The organism is Bartonella propinqua, assembly GCF_047263965.1.
In the GTDB taxonomy this organism is placed as follows: domain Bacteria; phylum Pseudomonadota; class Alphaproteobacteria; order Rhizobiales; family Rhizobiaceae; genus Bartonella.
This window is the reverse complement of the sequence record NZ_JBLEBK010000004.1, coordinates 1-25,395: the sequence shown is the minus strand read 5'-3', so window position 1 is coordinate 25,395 and position 25,395 is coordinate 1. Positions and strand designations below refer to the sequence as shown.

Sequence of the window (25,395 nt, the reverse complement as noted above, 5' to 3'; positions counted from 1 at the left end):
TTTTTACTTTACAACTCTCAATGCCTCATAGTTAAATTTGTTCCCTCTATTTTTTCAGAATCAATAACCTTGATCTTTTTAAATTTTCAATTTTTTCTCAATTTTTTTCCCTTAAACTGCATCAGATCTAACTTTTTTAAATAAAAAACAATCCTTTACCGAAGTGATTAAAATAAGAAAAAACGAATTTTCTGAACTCCCTGTATGAAGCACTTCCTTGACATCAGCAAAGACACCACACACAATGATATTCAATTATCTTCCCCGTTCTGTTCTCATACGAGCATACCCATTGCCCTAAGGTAACATCACAATCAAAAGCATTGCTCGCAATAAATTACAAACTACCCTCAAAACCATAAAAATTTTTATGGTTTCTGCTACTTTCTGATCCCTTGCGTAAAAAAGCTGCCATACAATCTGACTCAGCAATACTATAATACAAGCTAAGGGATTAAAATAAAAATAAAAAACGGCAAACATACGGCACACATACACACCATCAATAATAAATTTTTCTCCGTATTCGCTAACAAAGGTAGGGAAAAACCATAAGACAAAAATATCTTTAATAAGCAATATATAACGAAAAAAACATTTTCTTTATCTGCCTGTATTTCAAAAGCGTTTAGATTTGCCTGCCTAATTTAATAAATTGCCAAAATGAACCCCCACAAAAACAAAAGAAATGGAAAACATACAACACTCAAAAGTCAACTTTCTCACATTATAGCCATCAAAAAATATTGCATGTAACCATATCCCCAATCAAAGAAATCTTTCAAAAAATAGTCCTCCAATGAAAATATTTTTTCAATAAAATATATTGTCATAATTGCCAAAATCCCTATGAAATATTCATTATCGTCTTTGTCATCTTTCACAAATGTCATTTATGAAAATTTTTACCAAAAAGCGTTGGTCTCTATAGTAATGGAAGTTTTTCTTACCTTAAACTTTAAATGGCTTACCATTATCAAACTTAGCGAATTCTTCAGAAAAATTTCCTCCTGAATTTTTCAATCAACAAGTTTGAGTTATTACTTCTTGCCACGATGATTATAGATACTGCAACGACAATTAAAACCAGCGCGTGAAATCTTGTATGATACTATAGAGCTCCCCATAAAACAGGTAATGCTACCTAGATCATAGAGTATTTTTTCTACAACAATTTCTGAATATTTTATTTGCTTTCAATACTCAATCACAACACAGTCTTGAAAATTATATTGCTCTATTCTTGAGAGTACGCACAATATTTTTGAAGATATGCTTTTGCGTGTCTCATAATAAGCTTAATGCACATAACTTTCCCTCGAAAATCCAAATGTCTGTAACACATAAATGTAAAAACCACATGCTTTTCAATTATATTTCTGGAATAAACCATAGAGCTTCTTTATAAATCATAGAGAAAAAACATAAGGGATGGTGTATGACACTTCACATTGCTCTTTTTCAACCTGATATTGCTGGTAATACAGGAACGATTTTGCGCCTTAGTGCCTGCTTTGGTTTGCATGTACATATTATTGAACCTGCTGGTTTTAATCTATCAGATCGCAACCTTAAGAGAGCAGGCTTAGATTACCTTGAATATGCCTCCTTAGAACGACACATCGATTGGCAACATTTTATGAACACCATTAAGCGCTCTAATCGCCGTCTTTTACTTTTAAGTACAAAAGCAGAAACATGCTATACAGAGATATGTTATCAGAAAAATGATGTTTTACTTTTTGGTCGTGAATCAGCAGGAGTTCCCGATTATGTCTATAAAACCGTTGACTACGTATTGAAAATTCCTATGCAACCACATGCACGCTCTCTCAATCTCGCAATGAGTGTGGCTATAACGACAGGAGAAGCACTTCGCCAAATTGGTTATAATGAACAAAGCAAAACTCTATGAAAAAAATGACAAAATTTCCATCAAGATTTTCACTATATAACAAACATGCTCATGCGCTGCACATAACTAACAGTTTTTAAAAAAGTGAAATCAGCACATCAATAAAAATTTTTACATCATTGCCACTACTAGCAGCTCTAAAAATGGTACCGCTAAAAACTTAACAATAGTGAAAATTATAATAAATAAAATAAAAGCACTAAGCTATCAAAAAAATTTAATATTATAAATTAATTTTTTCTAATAACTCATTGCGATCTATTAAAAATCCACTTTCAATCCATATTGTTTCTAGCTCTTTGAGCTTTTGTCCTAAAAGCACTCCTTTAGGTAAGCCTTTTTTCATCAAGTCCTTGCCACTTACAGGAAAAGTCGGAATTTGCCATTTTTGAGCAAGCTGATAAAATCTAATATATTTTTCTGCTTTTTGTGAAACCCCACTTCCTTCCTGAGCGTCAGCATGTGCTGCAGCCACGGATAAGGATAATTGATCTAAAACTGGCTGTCGATCATGAAAATAAATCAGTTTTTGCACAAAATTATCTGAACAATTCTGGCTTATCAGTTTTAGCTCTGCCCACTTCTTTAACCGTATTGTTTCTTTGTTAGATAAACGCAAGCGATGCGCCATTTCATGAAGACGTACAGGATCAGGAGGGAGAAGACTTTCCAGCCGCAATAGCGGATCTATTTTCCAACCAAAAGCTTGTTCTGCCTTCACAAGTGAATGAATCGCATCAATGCCCCACTTTTCTGTTTCAGGAAAAATAAGTGTCAAAATTCCACTTTGGCGCATCCATAAAAGAGCACGTGTTGGATCTGTAGCAGAAAGAAGTTTTTTCATTTCTCCCCAAATACGCTCAGATGAAAGTTTTTGCAGACCATCTTTTAAACGAACACATGCTTTCAATCCCTCTACATCAGGTCGTCCTGCCCCATACCAAGCAAAAAAACGAAAGAATCGCAAAATACGTAAATAATCCTCACAAATACGATTTTCTGCAATTCCGATAAAACGTACTGTTCGGCTTGCAATATCATTCAAACCTTTTACTGCATCATAAAGCTGCCCAGTAGCATCACAATAAAGCGCATTAATAGTAAAATCCCGCCGCTCAGCATCTTTTTGCCAATCACGACCAAATGCTACTTTTGCATGACGACCATCTGTTTCAATATCAGAACGAAGGGTTGTAACCTCATAAGAGCATGACTCGGCAACCACCGTCACTGTACCAAATGCAACACCTGTAGGAATAGCTTTAAATCCTGCTTCTTCTGCACGTACTATAACCTGTTGCGGCAAACAGGTTGTAGCAATATCAATATCACTAATAGGCTGCCCCAACAGCTGATTGCGCACTGCTCCTCCTACAATACGTGCTTCTTCACCACCCAAAGACAAAACACGCAGAAGTGTTTGGACATGCTCATGCTGTAACCAATCAACATGTTTGAAATTTTGTATTATATTCACCCCTTAACCTTTCAAACAATTGCCATCATTCCTTTAGACAGACACCTTTATAGGGTCACACTCTAATCCTCCACCCCTGATAAAATAACTCCATTTACCCAAAATTGATTCCTCCATCTGTGCACGAATATTAAAAAAAAACAGCCCACGATACTTCTTTTCTCTTCATTTTCTGCTACAAATCATAAAATATTCATTATCATGCAGAAAAAATTATCAATTTTACGACAAATGCCTTAAGGAAATAATATGAGTCAAAGCGATACGTTATCTAATTCTATTAAGAATGCCAATATCAGTAACGAAGCTCAAATAATCATTAATGATATTGATACAGTGCACAAAGAATTGGATGTTTTACAACGAGAAATTGATAAAGTTATTTTTGGTCAAAAGCATGTAATTGAATACGCCTTAACAGCCATTTTGGCTGGTGGTCACGCTCTTCTCGTTGGTGCTCCAGGTTTAGCAAAAACGCGTCTTGTTGAAACATTGGGAACAGTATTGGGGCTTAATGGAAAGCGCATCCAATTTACGCCCGACTTGATGCCATCAGACATTATCGGTTCTGAGATTATGGATTCAGACGAAAATGGTAAGCGCTCTTTCCGTTACATCAAAGGTCCTATTTTTACCCAACTTCTCATGGCTGATGAAATTAATCGTGCCTCTCCACGCACGCAATCAGCCCTTCTACAAGCTATGCAAGAATATCATGTCACTGTTGCCGGAGCCCATTACGACTTGCCACAACCTTTTCACGTGCTTGCAACCCAAAACCCTCTTGAACAGGAAGGAACTTATCCACTCCCTGAAGCGCAACTTGATCGCTTTTTAATGCAAATTGACATTGATTATCCCGATCTTACAACAGAACGACGTATCATTTTAGAAACAACAATAGAAAAAACACAAAGTGCACAACCAATTTTATCGGCAGAAAAATTGCAAAAAATTCAAAAAATTGTCCGTAAAATGCCCATCTCCGAAAATGTTGTCGATGCCATTTTAAAGCTAGTCCGTTCAGCCCGCCCTGATAAAGATAACACCTTTGCAAACAATTATATTGCTTGGGGACCTGGACCTCGGGCATCACAAGCACTTTCACTTTGTGCCCGCGCCCGCGCTCTTTATTATGGGCGTTTAGCCCCCTCACTTGATGATGTTGCAACATTGGCTCATCCTGTCTTACAACATCGCATGGCACTCAATTTTTCTGCACGAGCTGAAGATGTAACCATAAAAAATATTATCGACACTCTTGTGAAAGACGCCCTCTAATGGCCATTGGCAAAAAAGTTTTAAAAAAATCTCCGCTGTCACTTGCGACCCAGCTATATAAAGATGCTGAAAAGATGCCGTATTGTCTTTTACAAGCACGTCTTATTGCCAATACATTGATAACTGGATGGCACGGACGGCGTAAACGCGGGAACGGAGAAAATTTTTGGCAATTTCGCCCTTATGTTGCAGGAGAATCCATTACACACATTGACTGGCGCCGCTCAGCACGCGATGAACATACTTACCTACGTGAACACGAATGGGAAATGGCACAAACAGTGTGGATTTGGCCTGATCAGAGTGCTTCTATGCATTATTGTTCGCGCTTTTCTCAAATCTCTAAGGGGAACCACGCCATTATTCTTTCTCTTGCATTGGCAACACTTCTTGCCCGCAGCGGTGAATATATTGCTATCCCCAATTTAATGCCCCCCACAATGACATCCAATGTCATAGAACGCATGGCACTCGCTTTAACAAATTATCAAGCAGAAAATTCATTTCCAGATTTTTCAACCATTACGCATTTTTCACATATCATCATAATAAGCGACTTTCTTGATTATCCTGAAAAAATTATCCAACACTTAGCAGCTTTGTCTACAAAACAAGTGACTGCCCATTTAATTGAAATTGCTGATCCCGCAGAAGAGCACTTTCCTTATAAAGGTCGTACAGAATTTTTTGATCCTGAAACAAAAGAAAAGTGCGTTTTAGGAAAAGCAGAAAACCTCCGTGAACATTATTGCAAACTGTATCAAGAAAGACGACAAGAATTAACAAATTTTTGCTCACGCCAAGGGTGGAGCTATCATGTGAGTACAACCGATCGCCCCTTAACAGAAGTTATTTTACAGCTTGCAAACAAAATAGGCAGCTCTCCATCTTATGCAAGGAGGTCACTTTGAGTTTTGGTGCTCCTCTCCTTTTATTAGGACTTTTATCCTTACCAATCATTTGGTGGTTATTACGGATAACCCCTCCCAGTCCGCGGAAAGAACTCTTTCCTCCTTTACGTCTTTTGCCTAAAGTTGCGCATCAGCAAGAAGCTGCCCACCATACACCTTGGTGGTTATTACTGTTACGATTAACCATGGCAACAGTGATTATTATTGCTTTGGCGCAACCTATTTGGAATCAAAAGCCAATTACACTTTCTGGAACTCAACCACTTGCACTCATTATCGATAATGGATGGGCATCTGCGAAAGAATGGAGAAAACGTATTACGGTTGCCGAAGCTCTTCTTTCTCAAGCAGAAAAACATCAAAAAAATATTTATTTGCTTGCTACAGCTGAAAATGACACCTCTCATATTGGTCCTTTCCCCGCGCAAGTTGTAAAACAACATTTAATGAATTTGCAACCCCAACCTTGGCCTGTTAGCCGCGTGCGTGCACTCAAAAAACTTATTGAAATAAACAAAGGAAAATCTCTTGACATTGCTTACTTAAGCGATGGTTTACAAACGAGCGAAGATGATCAGGCTTTTGCCCTCATTGAACAGTTAAAACCCAAAACGCTCTTGTGGTATTTGGCTGATATTTCCGACTTAATGGGTATAACAGCTATAGAAAATAATAATGGAAACATCGCCGCGCGCACCATTCGTGCAACCATGCACGGTGAAGCCACAATCAATTTAAGCCTTTATGATTTAAACAATCAACTTCTTGGTCACTTTACAACAAGCTTTCACGAAGGAGAAACAGCAGCTCTTGTTCCTTTTCATTTACCACTTGAGTTACGCAATGATATCGCATGGATAAAAATCGAAAACCACGCCCACGCCGCTGCAACTTTCTTAGTTGATAGCCATAATCGCATAAACCGTGTTGCTCTTCTCTCTCCAAGTATCAATGAAATGGCACAACCCTTGCTTTCACCATTTTACTATATTATCAAGGCGTTACAAGATCATACACAGCTTATAACAGCGGGAGGAAGAGAACTCTCAGTTGATATTGATAATTTACTCAAACAAAATCCGTCTGTTTTCATTATGGGTGACATTGTCAATATGTCAAAAGAAGCAGAAAAAAAGCTCTCTGATTTTGTAAATAAAGGAGGGACACTCATTCGCTTTGCAGGAGAAAATCTAAGTACTACAGAACAGCATGATACCTTATTGCCAGTACCGCTGCGTCTTGGAAAACGCCTGCTTGGAAGTGTTATGTCTTGGGCTAAACCACAAAAATTAGCACCTTTTGCAAAAAATAGCTTCTTCTCTGATCTTCCGTTCCCAGAAGATGTGACTGTTTCACGCCAAATTTTAGCTGAACCAAGCTCGGATCTTTTTGAAAAAACATGGCTTAGTCTTGCTGATGGAACCCCTCTTATTACAGCAGCTAGTCGTGGCAAAGGCACACTCATTTTTGTTCATATTGCGCCAGATCTCACATGGTCAAATCTTCCTCTTTCTGGTTTTTTTGCACAAATGTTGCAAAAATTAATCACATTCAGTGCTTATGAAAATAAAAGCCACACACACATCAATACAGCAACAGTACAACATCCTTGGCAGACATTGACCGCTGAGGGCATACTGCAAACTCCCCCCTCTCATGTTGTTCCACTCGTTATTGATGCGCAAAACCCACCTTTGCCCTCTTATCGTACTCCACCTGGGCTTTATGGCTTTAAAAATAATCTTTATGCACTCAATCTCTTAAATCATTCATCACATTTAATGAAACAATCGTCATTGCCTACCTCTTTGGGTGAGAGTCCTTTATCCTACGATACAAAAGAAAAACATCTCACTGGTATATTTTTAGGATTAGCGACTGTATTATTCGCCTTTGATAGTTTTTTAGCTTTATGGATGGGAGGCGCTTTTTTTCTCAATCGACGAAACAATATGCTCTTTATTTTCTCTCTCACAATAGGTTTCATCACCTTATTTTCACATGTTCCAACCGTTCATGCACAAGAAACAGAAAATTATGATAAAACTATAGTACAAGCAGCAGGCGCCACACATCTTGCTTATGTTATAACCAACAATCATGAAATTGATGCAACAAGTAAAAGCGGACTAGAAACACTAAGCCAGTTCATAGCAGAACGTACAATGCTTTCGCCCAGCTCTGTGATAGCACTTGATCTTGATAAAGATGAACTTGCTTTCTACCCTCTCATTTATTGGCCCATAGATTCTAACAGTCCTGTACCAACACAAAAAAGCCTTGAAAAAATAAATACCTTTATGAAACATGGAGGTACAGTTTTATTTGACACGCGCGATCAGATAAATGCCAATCTTAGCCTTGAAGAAACAGCCACCCCAGCCACCCAAAGATTACAAACTATTTTAAAAGGATTAAATATTCCAGCCCTTGAACCAGCATCAAAAGATCATGTTGTTGCGCGTTCTTTTTATATTATGCCAGATTTTCCTGGTCTCTACCGTGGATCACCTTTATGGGTTGAAGCATCATCAATGAATAAAAAAAGTAAGAATCCTCTTACCACTGGTGATAATGTAAGTTCTCTCTTTATCACCGCAAATGACTTCGCTAGTGCTTGGGCACTAGATGCAAAAGGCACGTGGAAATATCCCCTTATTTCCGATGACCCGATGCAACGTCTGTGGGCATTTCGTGCAGGATTGAATATTGTTATCTATGTGCTTACAGGAAACTATAAAGCTGATCAAGTTCATGTCCCTGCGCTATTGGAACGTTTTAACAGAGAAAGAAGGCAATGATCTCATTCATCACTTTTCAACCTTTTTTGCCTATCTCTTGGATTCTATTATTAGGGGGGGGAGCAGCTCTTTTTGTAATTATCGGCTTGGTTATGCACCGTCGAGGCTCTTTATTACGTCTTATGGCATTGGCTTCGCTTATCTTGACTTTGCTTAACCCAATGATAGTAACAGAACAACATGAACCACTTAAAAGCACTGTAGGCATTGTTGTTGATCAGAGTGAAAGCCAAACTTTTGGCACACGTATCAATGATACCAATGAAGCACGCGCACAATTAACAAATCTATTGGCTCGTTATCCACAATTTGAGCCACGCTTTATCGATGCTGGAAGACTTTCTCATAATCAATATGCACCCGCAACGAATTTATTTACTGCTTTAACCCAAGCTATATCTGATATACCGCCATCTCGTTACGCTGGTACAATTTTGATTACCGATGGGCAAGTGCATGATGTTCCACTATTAGCAGATCTTCACCACAAAGCCCCTATCAATGCTCTCATAACAGGAAAATCGGACGAATTTGATCGCCAAGTCAAATTTGTTTCTCCCCCCCGCTTTGCTCTTATCAATAAGCCACAAAAGCTCTCCATTTTGGTAGAAGATAAAGGCAAACCCCAAGGATCTTTACCAGCGCAAGCAAACATTACTGTAAGCGTTAACGACCAAGAAGTTGGTCGTTATTCTGTAACCCCAGGGATCATTTTTCAAACTGAAATTACGCTTCCTCATGCTGAAAAAAATATCATTCAAGTTGCAACCGATACGCATAAAGGTGAATTAAGCTTTCAAAACAACCGTGCCATAACTGTTATTGAAGGGATCAGAGAAAATCTGCGTGTTCTTCTCATTTCAGGTGCACCTTACAATGGTGAACGGACATGGCGTGATCTTTTAAAAGGCGATTCCAATATTGACCTTGTTCATTTTACTATTTTGCGCCCCCCCAACAAAGCGGATAATACGCCATTAAACCAATTGTCACTTGTGGTATTTCCTACAACAAAATTGTTTGTCGAAGAGATTAATAATTTCGATCTCATTATCCTTGATGGCTACCAACATTCCGCTGTTCTTCCACTCATTTATTATGATTATATCGCCCAATATGTCAAAAATGGTGGTGCATTGTTGATGATAACGGGACCTGAGTTTACGCAACAATATTCGCTTGCCCAAACCCCTTTGATAAGTATTCTGCCTGCATTACCAAATGGTATTATTATTCAAAAACCTTTTCGTCCTACCATCACACGCGAAGGTGAACGTCACCCTGTTACGCGAGATCTTGCAACGCCCACTTACCCAGCCTCTCAATGGGGACGATGGCTACGACAAATTGCAATTCAAAACGCAGAGAAAACGACTGCTCTTATGAAAGGCGCTGACGAGCAACCACTTTTACTTCTTTCCCATGTTGATAAAGGACGTGTAGGCATGTTGCTTTCTGACGAAAGCTGGCTTTGGGCACGAGGTTTTGAAGGTGGAGGTCCTTATGCAGCTCTTTATCGTCGAATTTTTCATTGGCTTATGAAAGAGCCAGAGCTTGAGGAAGAAAAATTAAGCACCACAAGTGACCATCATCGTTTAACGATTCGTCGCCAAACGCTTAAAGATCATCCAGAACCAGTCGAAGTGACTTTCCCCTCTGGAAAGAAAAAAAATGTCACTCTTACGAAAGAGAAAGAAGGTGTATTTACAGCAACTGTTCATACCGATGAAACAGGAATTTTTACCATCCGAAACAAGGATATAACAGTACTTTCTTCTGTGGGTGTGCTCGATAATCTTGAATTGTCTGACCTCATTTCAACAGAAGAAAAATTAGCCCCCATTAGTAAACACACTGGCGGGCACATTATGCGGTTACACCATAGGGAAGAAAAAAATATTAGCTTTCCCCCTATCAAATTGACTCGATCACAAACAGAACAAACATCTCCTTTTGTGCGTTCAATTATTCTGAAAGAAGCAACTGAAACGCGTTTAATCAGTGCCTTTTATTTTTCGATTTTTTCTGGATTTCTTGCACTGCTTGCTTGTCTTTTACTGTTTAACAGTGTGTGGTATCGTGAAAGCCGTTAAACAATCTTGAAAACTTGTATAGCCACTTTAAAATGCCGTTGTCCTATAAGAAATATACACTGCTAATCATGCAACAATAATTGCACACACTCATTTTTTATAACTCAAAAACCAATGGAATATAAATTTCTCAGAGAACTTTTTCATATTTTCAATAAATCCTTTTTCATTTAACAGTTTTCTTTTGTCTCAAATATGCACTAGCTTCTCTTCTTTTTTATTGCCTAAATCGTTTTCAGCGCTATGCTAACATCTATGTTTTATCTTATCCACATATCGGATGTGCATCTTTCACCTTTACCGCAACCTTCCTTATTTGAACTTTTCGGGAAGCGCCTTACTGGCTATCTTAATTGGCAAAAAAAACGCAAAAACCAAATGGCAACAAATGTCCTAGAAACTTTGATGGACACCTTAAAAAAGAAAAATCCTGACCACCTTGTAATCTCTGGAGACCTTGTCAATCTTTCTCTCAATAAGGAATTTGAACAAGCTCGTCATTGGTTGTTTAACCAAGGGCAACCTCAAAACATTTCTTTAACATTTGGGAATCATGATGCTTATGTCCGCGGAGCATTCCAAAAGGCATGTCTTCTCCTGCAACCTTGGATTAAAGGTGATTTTCCTCAAAAAACCGCCTCTCCCTTTCCTTATATGCGCATTCGCAATAATGTAGCCATCATAGGTGCTTCTTCTGCCATTGCTACACCACCTTTTCAAGCTTCTGGCTATTTTGGAAAAATGCAGGCACAAACTTTATCGCAACTTTTAGATGAAGCTGCAGCACGCAATCTCTTTCGTGTGGTAATGATACATCACCCTCCCTTTTACCGTGCAACCTCTTGGCATAAAAAATTATGGGGCATAAAACGTTTTCAAGAAGTTATCAAACATCACGGCTGCGAACTCATTCTTCACGGACATACTCATCTACCCACATTAAATATCATTGAAGGAAGCATGAGAAAAATTCCTGTTGTCGGGGTTGCTTCCGCATCGCAAAATTTTGGTGACAAAAAACCTCCTGCTGGCTTCAACTTGTTTGCCATTGAACGCTTGCATCATGAATGGCACTGTCAACTGCAACGTTATAGTATTATCAATCAAAAAAATGAAATAACGTGCACTGAAAAAATTGATTTTTAACTCTTGGCACTTAAATGACAAACAAAAATGCTATTTGTTTCATGCTCTTTTAAACAGTGATATTATTTGGCAAACACTCTTATAAAAATTCTTTATACAAAAGGGACAACTGTCGTCCCAAGAGGGAGTTTAGCCTCATCTTCAGGTTCTACATGGATAGAAATCTGCACATTATCCACTTCTTTTTCAAGAACACTTTTAATTTTGTTGCAAATTTGATGGGCTTCTCCTACCTGCATTGCAGCTGGCACAACCAAATGAAACTCTATAAAAGTAGCTCTGCCTGCAACGCGCGTACGTAAATCATGCACTTCAAGCGCACCATGTGCATTTGCAGAAATTAGATCACGAATCCGTATAGTCTCATTTAACTCAATTCCAGCATCCATTAACCCCTGAATGGCATTGTTAATCACTTTTCCTCCCTGTAAAAGAATATTAATAGCAATGATTATTGCCAAAATTGGATCCAAAAGAGCCCATCCACCTACAAAAGCAGCAGTCAGACCAATTAAAATGCCAAGCGAAGTAAAAACATCTGTTATGAAATGCATCCCATCAGCTTGCAGAGCTGGGGAGCGATGAACTTTCCCCTGCTGAATAAGAACCCGCCCCCATATATAATTTATAGCATTGGCTACAAGATGAATAACAAGCCATATTCCAGGCTCCTGTACTAATTCAACAGTGGAAAGAGATATCCATGCTTCTCTTACAATCACAACTGCTGCAATAATGATCAGTATACCTTCAAGAATAGCAGAAAAATATTCCACTTTATAATGTCCGAAAGGATGCTCTTGATCCGCTGGCTTCATACTTACTTTAACAGCCCACCACGCTGCCAATGTTGCAAGTATATTTACAATTGATTCTAATGCATCAGAATAAAGTGCAACCGAATCAGTAATGCGATATGTCCAATATTTCAAAGAAAAGACAATACAAGCAATAAAAATAGAGCGTAGAGCTAAGCTTTGTATATTGACTTTTATATCCATAACATCTCCCCCCCTTCTTCTTCACTCAATAAGTAATAACACTTTTAACCATACTCCCTTATGATATTTTTTACCTGTCAGGACAATATTTCTCATATCACAGCAGCTTCAACATACAATCAAAGGTCTTCCACGGCTTGCTATTATCATTTGCAACAACGTCTCTGTTTTATACACTATAACGCAATGAATATAAAAAGGCATTAGTAATGCGGATATGATGAAAAAAGAAACAAATCAGTCTCCTCAAGAAAAATTCAATACATCTCATCCTGATTATCAATAATTTCTTGCGTCACTGAACGTTATTGTTGCCTGATTAAAAAAAGCACCGTTTTATTTTGCTCAAATTCCTCATGCTAACGCACCGTCTCTATCAATTTTTAAACATCGTACCAATTAAAATAATTGCACAAAGCACAAAAAGGGTTGCTCAGCGTTTTGCTGGCAACCTTACTTTTATATGTAACAAAACATTATGACTCCCAAACAATCTTAAAAATCATTTTCAAGATAAGGAAAACTGAGAACTGAGAACTGAGAACTGAGAACTGAGAACTGAGAACTTTCATCCTCCCCAAAAAAAGAATCTGGGCATTGGGGACCCAGATTCTTTTCCCTTAGCAATTAAGGGTATACAGAGCTTAGGAAATAGCGGGGACCTAAAGCCCTGCACCCGATACGGAAACAATACATTGCACCGCACTCGGTATTTTCATACTATACCTATAGTTGTATTATGTCAACATAGATTCTACCTTAAGTTTAAAATAATGCAATTTTTTACCTCTCTATTCACAAATAAAGTAGTAAATATTTAACATCTGAAAACTTAGAAAAAATAACGCTAAAATCTTCGTATAAATTTGAATATCACAACAATCCACGAAGCTGATAATTCGTACCTGAATACTTTATCGTAACATTCATGAAAAAATTTTGTCAGGCAATAACATCAATTCACCACTGAAAGCAGTCATATATTATCCACATTGCTGCATTCAAAAGAGCTTTCCACTCTATAGTTGCTCATAGTGACAAAATGCCTCTCGCCCCATACCCACTTACAAGCAACATAATTAACATGTTCTATTTAGCCTATCTCATCTATTGTATTTTGCAAAAAAGCATATGTAATATTACAGGCTTCCATATTTACCGTGGTATACTCAGTATCAACCAACACAGAATGCTCTTATCATTAAAAATTTTTTTTAAAACAAACCTTGGCTTTGGTTTTATGCAGTATCTTTAACTGTAATAATATAGCTATCATTTTTCACAATGCACCCACCTTTATTGGCACCCACCTTTATTACTTATGATGGCATTATCATTGTAGAAAACCTCATACGGCTTACTTACTAAAAACCAACCAAACTCTCTATTGAGATAACTTTAAAAATATCTTCTATACAAGATACTGATACAAGCAGCATTATAAAAACTTCAAACAATCAAAATTTTCATCTTCATGCGCGTTCTTCCTCTCTGCTCCACACTCCTCAGAAAAAACAACTTTAAAAACAAAGAATAAATAATGGCTTACTCACACACCTTTGCAAAAATAAAAATCTTGCACATTTTTATAGCCTACAGCTTCTCTTTGGTTTACAGACTCGATAACTGCAATGTTGCTACAATATTAGATTTTGCATAAGCATATTTACCGATTTTGATTAGCTCTGCTAAAGGCGATAATATTTAAACTATAGCAAAGCATTCCATAATAGGTATATATTTTACTTACAAAGAGATTGTCTAAGAAGCCGTTGTTTTACATTCAGAAGAAAGAGGCACTTTTGTTTCCAGATTGCACAAAATGCGCTTCAACATCACTTCAGTACCAGCAGCACGCTCTGAATGCGTCACAAAACCACCTCCAAGAACACGTGCTTCATCACTCTTATCGTCATAAATAACACAGGCTTGTCCTGGTGCTACACCACTTTCACGCTCTAGCAAATCAACAGAAAAAATTCCCTCTTGATAATGCAAACGTGCCAAATGTGGAGAGCAAGTTGAGCGAACTTTTACCGCAACCTCAACACCATCGGAAGGGAAACTGTCCAACTGTTCATCACCAAGCCAATTTACATCACGCAAAAAAAGCTTATGTGTTTCCAACATTTCACGTGGACCAACAATAACACGCGCATTCTCCACATCGAGATAAACGACATAAAGCGCTTCACCCGTCGCAACACCAATGCCACGACGCTGACCAACAGTATAATTGACAATTCCTGAATGTTTTCCCAAAACCTGCCCATTAATATGTACAATAGCTCCAGGATTAGCAGCTTCTGGTCGCAATTTTGTGATAACATCGGAATATTTCCCTTGCGGAACAAAGCAAATATCCTGACTGTCATGCTTATTGGCAACAACAAAACCCATTTCTGCCGCGACTTCACGAACACGTGCTTTTGAAAGATCCCCTAGTGGAAAACGCAAATAATCAATCTGTTCTTGTGTCGTTGCAAAAAGAAAATAACTCTGATCACGTTCAGAATCGAGAGGACGAAAGAGTGCTCGATGTTCGCCACGGGGGCGGCTGCGAATATAATGTCCCGTTGCCAAAGCATCTGCACCCAAATCTCGTGCAGTCTCTAATAAATCAGCAAACTTAACGCTCTGATTGCACGCTATACATGGCACGGGAGTCTCTCCGTGTGCATAACTTTCTGCAAAAGGATCAATCACAGCCTCACGAAATCGTTTCTCATAATCAAGAACATAATGCGGGATCCCCAACATTTCTGCTACGCGACGTGCATCTTCAATATCTTGCCCAGCGCAACATGCACCCACACGATGTGTAGCAGCACCATGATCATACAGCTGCAATGTAATCCCGACTACATCATAACCTTCTTTTTTCAAGAGACCTGCAACAACCGATGAATCAACTCCTCCAGACATTGCAACAACAACGCGGAAATCTTCAGGTTGTCCTAGAAAATCAAGACTATTCAAAAACATATTTTATTCTCTACTTAAAGTGTATCATTCACTGATATTCTTGTGCACGCTATATATCGTTTTTATATTGCTTTTTTATCCTTTTCTACAATCAATAACATCACTTTTTTAAAAAGCAGCTGAAAATGCACATAAGGCACAATGAAAATCTTCCTCACTCTGTGAATCAAAATACAACTAAAGCATTATATAATAGACTGTTCCACTTACTTTTTGTGATATTTTTAGACTATTGGCTTATTTTATTAATTTTTTTCCTACAAATTTAGCTTTTTTTTAAAACTCATATTTTACATAACAAGTCGAGTCTTTAAGCAGTAATAGAAGAAATAATGACCAATTTGACAAAAACACAAATAAAATATGTTACTGGACCGGACGGAAGTCCGCTCACAATTGCTGACCTTCCACCGAAAACAACAAGGCGCTGGGTCATCCGTCGCAAAGCTGAAGTTGTTGCAGCAGTTAGAGGTGGATTGTTAAGTCTTGACGAAGCGTGTCAACGTTATACTTTGACCGTAGAAGAATTTCTTTCATGGCAGAGTTTAATCGATGAGCACGGCTTAGCGGGACTACGAGTAACGAGGATTCAACACTATAGGTATTAATTACCATTGATAATGATTGGGTCTCAATTTCAAAATACGATTCAAAACAGCCAAATGTTTATTCAATTTGGCTGTTTTTTGTTTTTAACATGTCAATATTAAAGAGTTTCTCTGAGAGCTGCAGCTTATATTATCCAGTCATGGAGTTAGATTGCATCAAGACACAGCCATCATCTGTTGCTGCCTCGTTTCCTCGTACCTCAAGGCGCTGTGCACGTTGCAACTCTGTTTTGACTTCACGCAGAGCAATTGCAGCATTTTCTTTCTGAAGCCGCAAATCACGAATCGAATTTATAAGATTATCACGCCTTTGCCGCGCCGCACGCGCAAAAGCGGAATAAGCAAAATGATGAATATCATTATTTCCAGATTTACATTCTTCATTTTCAATTTGTGCTTCTAGCTCTAACACCATTCGCTCAAATTCTGTAATCATCATCTCAAGCTGTGCAATTTCACGACGTTTTCCACGCACTTGAAACATCTTTAATCGCACCATACTTTCCCGCGACTTCATACTCACTACTCCTCAAACGTGCCAACTCAAAATTTGCATTCACATCATTAACGTATACTCTTCATTGCTCTCTTTTTACGAAAAATAAACATTCCTTTTCACTGGAAACTATAGCTTTTTCAACTTCCCTAAAGTATCTACAAACATAACCCACTTTAAAGAGAGATAACTATTTTTTTACTTTTCATCTTCACTATAAGATCAAAGAAGTTTCAAAATCAGTAAATAATAATAAATTATAAAAAAGTAATTAAAAAATAATATATTATAATGATTTTTTAAGGTTAAAATTTAATAAAAATTACAACGCATTTTTCCATTAAATAAAAAATATATAATTTTTTAAAAAAATTTTGTTAACCTCTTTTAAAAATAAAAACATTTTGTTAACCACTATCATAGATAGTGGAGAATTCAGTAGTGATTGTTACGCGTACTGCTGAAATATTCATAAACACTTTTTTGAAAAGTGTTTGTTTTTATGAATCATTTTTTATAAACAGCTGTTTCACTAACTGTTTATAAAACAAAATAACTCCTCTCAATGTGAGAAGAGTAAGATGAGGGATCTAAAATGCGCGTATTATTAATTGAAGATGATAAAGCAACAACTCAAAGTATTGAGTTAATGCTCAAATCAGAAAATTTTAATGTCTACATCACTGATCTAGGTGAAGAAGGTGTCGATTTAGGTAAGCTTTATGATTATGATATCATTCTGCTTGATCTGAACTTACCTGATATGTCAGGTTACGATGTCTTGCGAACCTTAAGATTAGCAAAAATAAAGACTCCTGTCCTCATTCTTTCTGGTATGGGCGCTATTGAAGATAAAGTGCGTGGTTTTGGCTTTGGTGCCGATGATTACATGACAAAACCTTTTCACAAAGATGAGTTAATTGCACGTATTCACGCAGTTGTACGTCGCTCTAAAGGTCATGCACAATCAATTATTGTTACTGGCGATCTCGTTGTTAACCTTGATGCTAAAACAGTTGAAATTGCAGGACATCCTGTCCATTTGACGGGTAAAGAATACCAGATGCTAGAGCTTCTTTCTTTACGTAAAGGTACCACACTCACCAAAGAAATGTTTCTGAATCATCTCTATGGTGGAATGGATGAACCAGAACTTAAAATTATTGATGTCTTTATCTGTAAACTGCGGAAAAAACTGGAAGCTGTATCTTCTAGTGCAGACTACATTGATACCGTTTGGGGACGCGGCTATGTGTTACGTGATCCAATTGAAGAAAACGTACGCAAAACCGCTTAAGCAATAATACACATTGTAAAATCTCGGAGTAGCGGGCCGAGGTTTTTCGCTCCATTATTAAACACAAGAACCCTTTCATAAAGAAAATATTTTGCAAATTAAGAGGGTTGAACGCTACCTATACCATCACTTCAGTCTAAGTTATCTTTTTTCGATACCACTTAAGCGCTTTTATTTTTCTTAAAGATTCTTCATACTTTCTAAAATAATACGACTGTCAGTTTCCTCTATATTTATTTTCATGGCTGTCATATCAGCAAGTAACACTGTATAATAAAACTGAATAACATGAGCATCAATAAACTCTTCCTGCACTTTCCCATTATATAAGTCCATAAAATGAGAAGGGATACGTAAAATTTTACCGCAAATCTCAAATCGAAAAGAACGCTTATTCTCATTTTGCAAAATTATAACAACTATTTCACCACCACGAGAAACTGTTGCATTTGCAATCAATAAGAGATTGAGCAAAAGTTTCACTTCATCTTTTGGTAAAAGCAGAGCAGGAGCTTTCCATTCTAAAATTGCTTTTTCTTCTTTCATATATTGTTGAGCGACCTGCTCAGCGGAACGCGTATCTATTTCACACCCCACAGATCCAGCAAAACCAAAAGCCAATCGTGCAAATTGTAGACGTGCAGAGGCACTTGCAACAGAACAACGCACCAATTGCAAAGCATCTTCTTCAGCTCCTCCTTCATCGTAGAGTTCCATCGCATTTTGAATGGCGCCAACAGGTGAAATCAAATCATGGCAAATACGGCTACAAAGCAAAGCAGCAAGATCAGTAGATTTCAAGGAAACAGCTAACGTCATAATTATTGATAACTCCCAGATTTACAAACAAGAATTTCACTTTAACGCAAAACTCTTAACATCTCATACATACATATATGGAATTTTAATAATTATGCTATTTTTTGAGAAACAAATTCAATAATTTAAACAACCTTGTAGCTTATTTTATTTAAATTAGGTGAAAATCCTCATATTATCTTTTTGTTTGTAACTCATAAAAGGAAAAATCTCATGGCTTTCTCTCTTCTGTTACGTTGGCACAAAAACATTATATCTTTGATATTCCTTTTATTCGTAGCTATAAGCGCTGCACATACTCAACCCCGATTAATAGAACAAAATGAGCCACGTTACTCGTTGCAAGAAATTATCGACTCTGGTCACGCTTTTTTTGGAAAAACTGCAAGCGGAATAGCGGTCGCAATTGAAAATATATTTTCACAATATGGCTATCCTAATGCCTATATTTTAGGCGAAGAAGCTTCTGGCGCCTTTTTTGCTGGATTAACCTATGGCGAGGGAAAAGTTTTTACCAAAAGCTACGGTCAGCATAAAATTTTTTGGCAAGGACCTTCTGTCGGATGGGATTTTGGTGGTCAAGGTTCTCGTTTAATGATCTTAATTTATAATCTTAATAATATAAATAATTTATGGGGACGCTATGGCGGTATTTCAGGTTCGGCCTATTTAGTTGCAGGTATTGGCTTTCACGTCCTTAAACGGGACAATATCCTGTTGGTTCCAATACGTACAGGAATTGGTGCACGTCTTGGTATTAATGTAGGATATTTAAAATTAACACCCAAACCGACATGGAACCCGTTTTAAACGGACTCTCATTACAAAGGGGATTTTATGTTTATCCAATCGTTTCTTTTCTTTGTTCTTGGAATCGCCTTCACCTCTTGGCTATTAGTGCTTTTTGCCCCCCTTATTTGGCGCAGAGCTCTTCACTTTGCACGCCAATTTGTTTCTGCACAAATTCCATTATCACTCACGGAAATACAAGCAAATTACGATTTTCTTCGAGCTCAACATGCTGTGGAATTAGTGCGCAATGAACAAAAATACGACTCTTTGCAAAAAAAATACGCTCAACAAAAAATACAACTGAGCCAAGCAATAGAACAGCTCTATCAATCATGTCTGCCCATACAATGCACGTCCCATGCTCCTCACCAGAAAAAATCTATTAAAATAAAAAATGAACAAAGCACTCTCACAACAAATACTTTCATAATGGAAACCAAAACTATGCGTGAAAAAATCGCACACTATCAACAACGGTTACAAGAAATTCAAATCGATGATCTTGACACGACTTCTCATCACCAACTTCTAAATAAACTGCGTGAAGAAACGAAAGAATTGGCTGCAACATTAACTGCTCAAATAGCTCTGCAAAATGGCGAAACTTCACCCATCAACACGCTTGTCAAAAAATCTAAAAGCAAAAATGACCTAGCATCTCGTATTCGCGAAAAAATAATCTGCCCCCCAAAAAAACCCTTTACGTAGGCTATCTTTTAAAGTCGCTCAATATAAATATTTAAAATTCACATTGTATCTTATGTCACACAAAAATTCTTTGCTGAAACATAAGAGGTGATCTTTATATATGAGCCGCCCCTACTTAAGAGAACACCTTCTCATATCATTCTGCTTTTCTTAATCATAACCCAACAAAACGTTTGCCAAGACGTAATCGAAATAAAACCTGCAGTTAAATAGTTTTCAAGATAAAGACATTTTTTCACGAATGATAAAAATCTCTTATTCGTTGGATAATCATATCCTGCTCACTTTTCATCAAATAAGGATGCATAGGTAAACTTAAAACATAATTTCCCAAAGATTCAGAAACAGAAAGAGAGTCCTTTACATAAGGAAAGTGTTTATAAGCAGGCTGTTGATGCAATGGAGTGTTGTAATAAATCATTGTGGGAATAGAATTTTTCTGTAAATAATCCTTTAAGCTATCGCGATTTTCCACCTTAATGGTATATTGTGCATAAGCACAACGAACCCCATTTTCCACTTCTGGAACTGTCACAATATCTCTCAAATGATCAGAATAATATTGAGCAATTTCCACACGCTTTTCCATCTCATCTTCAAAAATAGCAAGCTTTTCTAGCAAAATTGCAGCTTGAATTGTATCCAAACGTGAATTCAACCCGATACGCACATTGTCATATTGCGTTTTACCCTTACCATGAAATAAAATAGAGCGTAAAAGTACTGCTAAATCATCATCATTGGTCATCATAGCCCCCCCATCACCATAACACCCCAATGGTTTTGCAGGATAAAAGCTAGTTGCAGCCACATCACCAAAAGCACCGCACATAACATTACCACTTTTGCCACCCATCGATTGAGCACTATCTTCAATAATAAAAAGATTCTCCTTCTCAGCTACTTCAGTAATTTGGGGATAATCAGCAGGAAGCCCAAACAAATCAACAGAAATGATTGCCTTTGGTTTGAGACGCCCCTCTTTTTTAATCATTTCGATTGCTTCACAAAGTTTTTCAACATCGATATTGAACGTATCAGGCATAACATCAACAAAAACAGGCTCAGCACCTACCAAAGCAACAACTTCAGCAGTTGCAGAAAACGTGAAGCTAGGACAAAAAACAGCATCACCTATGCCAATATTTTTAGCCATAAGAGGCATCTTCAACGCATCAGTTCCATTAGCACACGCAATTACATGTTTAACACCAAGATAGTCTGCCAATCGCTCTTCAAACTCTGTTACTTTTGGCCCCAAAATATATTGACCACTAGCAATAACATGTGCAATCGCAGCATTAATTTTATCTCCAATGCGTGCACGCTGCGCCCCAAGGTTAATGAATTGCATATTAACTCCATTGATAATCACAATAATGCAAAAGAAGCACTACTTATTTTCTTTTATCTCTCTGATAATTGACACTAGCAGCAGTTAAAATCCGTAAAACAGCAACAGCATCATCGCCATTTGTACGAGGCGATTGACGCGTTTTAATACAGTGAAGGAAATGTTGCAATTCGCAAGTAAGTGGCAAATCTTCATCAATATCAATATAACGCAACTTATCAGTGTCAAAAGCCCATTCTTTATTTTCTTTCCAAACAGTAAAACGATGAAATGCTAATTTACGATTCCAAGGTTGCATATCATCAAAAACAAGCATAGCCTTTGTACCAACAACCGTTAAACGTCTTTCGCGATAAGGACTAAGACGTGAAGTAAAAAGATGACTACGTACCCCATTTGGAAAATTCATATGAATATGAGCAAAATCAGAAAGTTGCTCAATTACAGCAGCCCCTTCTCCCCGAACTTCAAAAGGTTCACATTTTGTCAAAGCCAAAATCATTGAAAGATCATGAGGAGCAAGATCCCATAAAGCATCGCTTTGTGTATGAAATTTTCCAAAGCCTAGTCGATGAGAATAAATATAACGTACATCCCCCAATTCTCCTGCTGTCACTAATTCATACATTTTTTCAAAAGCAGGATGAAACCGCAAAATATGACCTACCATAAAAATCCGCCCATATTCATCAGCAGCTTGCACTTGGCACTCAGCATCCGATACATTCAAGGCAATTGGTTTTTCAACCAATACATCTTTATCATTTTTAATAGCGCGTAGTGCATTTTCCGTATGAAATTGTGGAGGTAAAGCTAACACTAGTGCATCAATATCTTCATGAATAAAAAGATTATTTGGTGCAATAGCTTCAACACCATACATGCGCGCAAAATTCTTTGCACGCTCAATATTAACATCAGAAACCGCTACTAAAGCTCCAAGACTTTGAAGCGTGCGCACATGATTACTCCCCCAATAACCACACCCTAAAACCGCTATACGTGGCAACATTTTTATGCCTTACCCTGCTAATCATATAAAAAACATACTTTTATATACTCCATATCGGGGATAAAATAGAATGACAAGAGAAAAGCTTAAAAACGATGCTTGACATCACGCTATTCTACCTCTTATATCCGCAAAAGATAAAATAACTTACAATATCACCTTGGCGGAGTAGCTCAGTAGGTTAGAGCAGAGGAATCATAATCCTTGTGTCGGGGGTTCAAATCCCTCCTCCGCTACCGTTATATTTTTTAGAAAATCCTATACTTTCTTTACATGGGTGTAGCTCGCCGTTAAATTTTGCATAATTTGACACGAGATTTTGCACCGATCGTTTTTTTCAAAAAGTTTTTAAAGGGCTTTCAAGGGATTTTCACAGGTGTTTTTAAAGACCCCTCAAAGAGCATTGTTTTCTTTTGCATTGTAAGTTGCTATTCGAATTGAAATCGCCGGTAAAAGCAGACACGTCTACTCAAAAGTGCTCCGCGAGCAATCATATCACCTAAAAAACTGGTAGATAAAACTGCGAGTAAGTGCGATAACATGTTAATCATTAGATAAAATTCAATGAGATACACACACCGACCGCGCACAAAATACCTACCCCTTGAATAACGATTTGTTGAAAATGTTTCTCTCGAAAACGAAGTAATAGGTTGTAAAATTTAGAAGCAAAAAGTTACAAGTAGTTCTGGATGTTTCTTACTGTAAATACTTCTTTTTCATAACCAGTGATTATGCCGACGATTGTTAAGACGATTATTGATAAAAGTATTTTTGATCTTATGAATCTTAAGATTTTTGAGCATCTTTTAAATTATCAATACCATATTTTGATTTTGTAGTAATGATGAATGGTTTGAACTCTCTTTTTAAGTTACTTGCTTAACAAGTAATGTATGGTAGCCTAAATATACAACATATCTATTGTGCCTTTAACTAACTCCAATTCATACATAATGGATGACCGACTTAGAGAATATTATTCGGATAAATCCCTAGCTGATTAAAAACTAAATCGTTTTCAGTTAACACTTCGCGTAAAACAATTTTAATGCACCCAAGTTCACGTTTGCGAACTTCTGTATTATGGCTGGTAACAAACGCTTTTCCCAGCCCAATTTGTCGATAATTAGAGTCGATTGTCATATAGCAGAAGGTAAAAAAATACTCTTCCTTAAATGCCATGGTGCAGACAATAAGCTTTCTATCTAAAATTGCTACTCACCAAACTGAAAGTAAAGATTGAATGCAATGAAGCGTCAATTTGAGTGCAGAAGGAGAAAAACTGTTCAAACGTCTTTCAAACCCACGCCTTAATAATACGTAAATTTTCTGTACATCATCTGCTTCCACATGCCAAAAATTAGCAAAGATACCCATATATGTAAGATTATCCTGCATACATATAGAGTTCATTTTGACACGAAAGCTCCACATTTCCCTGCACTTTATATTGCTTTACTAAAGGCTGATTTAATATAAAAATAAGAGTTTTTTAATTATTTTTATTTGTTATCAATTAAATGACATAGTAAATCCTGCACCTAGTCCCCAGTGTCTTCCAGAATTGATTACAGATAAATTGGATCGAGTATTACCATTCTCAGATGTATAACCAGCCCCAAAAGCAAGAGCAGACTGACTGCGCCATATACCACCAGCAATTCCAAAACTTAATGTCCCAGGCGTATCATCGTAACGTAAGTTAGATACTGCCAAACCGATAGCTGCAGCTTGTCTTGCCTCTTGCCGAACATGCTCAATTTCATAACTTAATGCCGCAAATTTCATATCAGTGTGTGAATTAACTTGATTGATAGCATCACCGATTTTTTCATCCGTGTATTTTTCTGCATTACCAAGAACTGTCTTCATCTTATCATGTAGCTGACCACCATTCACTGCTTCTTTTGAACCTGCTTCAACATAACCATTAGCAAGGTTATCAATCACAACTGGCTCACTTCCATTCCCACCAGTTAAAGTGATTTGATTGCTTTTGTTTCCATCGTCACCTGTATCATAAGAAACCACACCATCTATATTCATACCTGCAGCATTGTTTAACTTTTCTTCAAGACTATCTACTTTATTTCCAAGATTATCCAACTGATTGCTCATATTCCAAAGCTGCCCACCATTTACCGTATCAGTAGAGCCTCTCTCAACTTCACCATCAACTACATTCATAATATTAGCAGCTTGATCATTATAACTTGCGTGATAAGCTTCTTTGTCTTTATTCCAACTTAAACCGCCAGAGCTAGAAGGCACATAATTTTGAAGATCATTAAGACGCTTGTTGAGATCTAACAAACCCTGATCAACAGCAGCAAAAGCACCAGAAACACTATTATAATTCATCTTTTCCGCACGACTGCCAATAAATTGAGAAATATTAAAGCTAGGAGCTATCCATTCACCATTTTCATATTTAGCTCCACCACCCAAATAAGAAGCAAGTTGTTTACTCATAAAATAAAGCTGTGAACCACTCACCGCTTCTGTGGAGCTCTCAGAAACTTCTCCATTGGCAACACCTGTAAAGATGCGAGGCTTGCCATCTTTATTGGCAATACTCACTTTTTTGCCATCACTCCTGCCACCAATGCTAATGACACCATCGGCACTTTTTATCAAACCATTGCTCGATATATGTGAAATCTGACCGTAAATATCTGTCAGAGATTGATCAACTG

At 37.4% G+C, this 25,395-nt stretch carries 18 protein-coding genes and 1 tRNA gene; 11 read left to right on the top strand and 8 right to left on the bottom strand.

Translation table 11 applies throughout. The annotated features are described in order from the left end of the window. The first annotated feature begins 1,438 nt into the window (after positions 1–1,438). A complete protein-coding gene (locus tag ACMFKV_RS04090; RefSeq protein WP_336288201.1) occupies positions 1,439–1,915 on the top strand; it encodes a tRNA (cytidine(34)-2'-O)-methyltransferase in 477 nt (158 codons plus the stop codon). Between the two features lie 223 nt (positions 1,916–2,138). Here the strand turns inward: ACMFKV_RS04090 and ACMFKV_RS04085 are convergent, their stop codons facing one another. Then, positions 2,139–3,392, bottom strand: coding sequence for a CCA tRNA nucleotidyltransferase (locus ACMFKV_RS04085; RefSeq protein WP_336288200.1), 1,254 nt, complete (start codon positions 3,390–3,392; stop codon positions 2,139–2,141). Positions 3,393–3,641: 249 nt separating this feature from the next. Between ACMFKV_RS04085 and ACMFKV_RS04080 the strand changes: the two genes are divergently transcribed. The 5 genes from ACMFKV_RS04080 (at position 3,642) to ACMFKV_RS04060 (ending at position 11,624) form a co-directional block, all read left to right on the top strand. Continuing rightward, the gene (locus tag ACMFKV_RS04080) at positions 3,642–4,673 is read left to right on the top strand and encodes an AAA family ATPase (protein WP_336288199.1); all 1,032 of its coding nucleotides are present in this window, start codon (positions 3,642–3,644) and stop codon (positions 4,671–4,673) included. After that, entirely contained in the window at positions 4,673–5,584 is a 912-nt protein-coding gene (locus tag ACMFKV_RS04075; RefSeq protein WP_336288198.1) for a DUF58 domain-containing protein, read from the top strand. The genes ACMFKV_RS04080 and ACMFKV_RS04075 overlap by 1 nt, the downstream gene beginning before the upstream one ends. Further along, a complete protein-coding gene (locus ACMFKV_RS04070; RefSeq protein ID WP_413154574.1) occupies positions 5,581–8,385 on the top strand; it encodes a DUF4159 domain-containing protein in 2,805 nt (934 codons plus the stop codon). Before ACMFKV_RS04075 ends, ACMFKV_RS04070 begins: the two co-directional genes overlap by 4 nt. Next, positions 8,382–10,478 carry a hypothetical protein gene (locus ACMFKV_RS04065; protein ID WP_413154573.1) on the top strand — a complete coding sequence of 699 codons (2,097 nt, stop codon included), beginning with the start codon at positions 8,382–8,384 and terminating at the stop codon, positions 10,476–10,478. Before ACMFKV_RS04070 ends, ACMFKV_RS04065 begins: the two co-directional genes overlap by 4 nt. Before the next feature lie 243 nt (positions 10,479–10,721). After that, the gene (locus ACMFKV_RS04060) at positions 10,722–11,624 is read left to right on the top strand and encodes a metallophosphoesterase family protein (protein ID WP_413154572.1); all 903 of its coding nucleotides are present in this window, start codon (positions 10,722–10,724) and stop codon (positions 11,622–11,624) included. A 92-nt stretch (positions 11,625–11,716) separates the two neighbouring features. On the opposite strand, the gene ACMFKV_RS04055 is transcribed toward ACMFKV_RS04060, so the two are convergent. Next, entirely contained in the window at positions 11,717–12,625 is a 909-nt protein-coding gene (locus tag ACMFKV_RS04055; protein WP_336288194.1) for a cation diffusion facilitator family transporter, read from the bottom strand. Positions 12,626–14,386: 1,761 nt separating this feature from the next. Next, on the bottom strand, positions 14,387–15,610 hold the full coding sequence (gene mnmA, locus ACMFKV_RS04050) for a tRNA 2-thiouridine(34) synthase MnmA (RefSeq protein WP_413154571.1): 1,224 nt from the start codon (positions 15,608–15,610) through the stop codon (positions 14,387–14,389). Positions 15,611–15,942: 332 nt separating this feature from the next. Between mnmA and sciP the strand changes: the two genes are divergently transcribed. Next, positions 15,943–16,218, top strand: coding sequence for a CtrA inhibitor SciP (gene sciP / locus ACMFKV_RS04045; RefSeq protein WP_332060535.1), 276 nt, complete (start codon positions 15,943–15,945; stop codon positions 16,216–16,218). A 130-nt stretch (positions 16,219–16,348) separates the two neighbouring features. On the opposite strand, the gene ACMFKV_RS04040 is transcribed toward sciP, so the two are convergent. Then, the gene (locus ACMFKV_RS04040) at positions 16,349–16,735 is read right to left on the bottom strand and encodes a flagellar export protein FliJ (RefSeq protein WP_413154570.1); all 387 of its coding nucleotides are present in this window, start codon (positions 16,733–16,735) and stop codon (positions 16,349–16,351) included. Between the two features lie 574 nt (positions 16,736–17,309). On the opposite strand from ACMFKV_RS04040, the gene ctrA reads away from it, so the two are divergent. Then, positions 17,310–18,011, top strand: a complete 702-nt coding sequence (gene ctrA, locus ACMFKV_RS04035) for a response regulator transcription factor CtrA (RefSeq protein WP_336288191.1) — start codon at positions 17,310–17,312, stop codon at positions 18,009–18,011. A 180-nt stretch (positions 18,012–18,191) separates the two neighbouring features. Here ctrA and chpT read toward each other — a convergent pair whose 3' ends face one another. Continuing rightward, the gene (gene chpT, locus ACMFKV_RS04030; RefSeq protein ID WP_336288190.1) at positions 18,192–18,830 is read right to left on the bottom strand and encodes a histidine phosphotransferase ChpT; all 639 of its coding nucleotides are present in this window, start codon (positions 18,828–18,830) and stop codon (positions 18,192–18,194) included. A gap of 213 nt (positions 18,831–19,043) precedes the next feature. On the opposite strand from chpT, the gene ACMFKV_RS04025 reads away from it, so the two are divergent. Then, positions 19,044–19,640, top strand: a complete 597-nt coding sequence (locus ACMFKV_RS04025; RefSeq protein WP_336288189.1) for a DUF1134 domain-containing protein — start codon at positions 19,044–19,046, stop codon at positions 19,638–19,640. A gap of 27 nt (positions 19,641–19,667) precedes the next feature. Then, positions 19,668–20,330, top strand: coding sequence for a hypothetical protein (locus tag ACMFKV_RS04020; protein ID WP_413154569.1), 663 nt, complete (start codon positions 19,668–19,670; stop codon positions 20,328–20,330). Between the two features lie 235 nt (positions 20,331–20,565). Here the strand turns inward: ACMFKV_RS04020 and ACMFKV_RS04015 are convergent, their stop codons facing one another. Both ACMFKV_RS04015 and ACMFKV_RS04010 read right to left on the bottom strand, forming a co-directional pair. Continuing rightward, complete coding sequence (locus ACMFKV_RS04015) at positions 20,566–21,684, bottom strand: DegT/DnrJ/EryC1/StrS family aminotransferase (RefSeq protein ID WP_413154568.1); 1,119 nt, start codon at positions 21,682–21,684, stop codon at positions 20,566–20,568. Positions 21,685–21,727: 43 nt separating this feature from the next. Then, positions 21,728–22,696 carry a Gfo/Idh/MocA family protein gene (locus ACMFKV_RS04010; RefSeq protein WP_336288186.1) on the bottom strand — a complete coding sequence of 323 codons (969 nt, stop codon included), beginning with the start codon at positions 22,694–22,696 and terminating at the stop codon, positions 21,728–21,730. A 162-nt stretch (positions 22,697–22,858) separates the two neighbouring features. Between ACMFKV_RS04010 and ACMFKV_RS04005 the strand changes: the two genes are divergently transcribed. Then, positions 22,859–22,932: transfer RNA gene (locus ACMFKV_RS04005), tRNA-Met, on the top strand. Positions 22,933–24,211: 1,279 nt separating this feature from the next. Here ACMFKV_RS04005 and ACMFKV_RS04000 read toward each other — a convergent pair. Continuing rightward, positions 24,212–25,395: YadA-like family protein (locus tag ACMFKV_RS04000; protein WP_413154566.1), on the bottom strand; the 1,184-nt coding region annotated here is incomplete at its 5' end.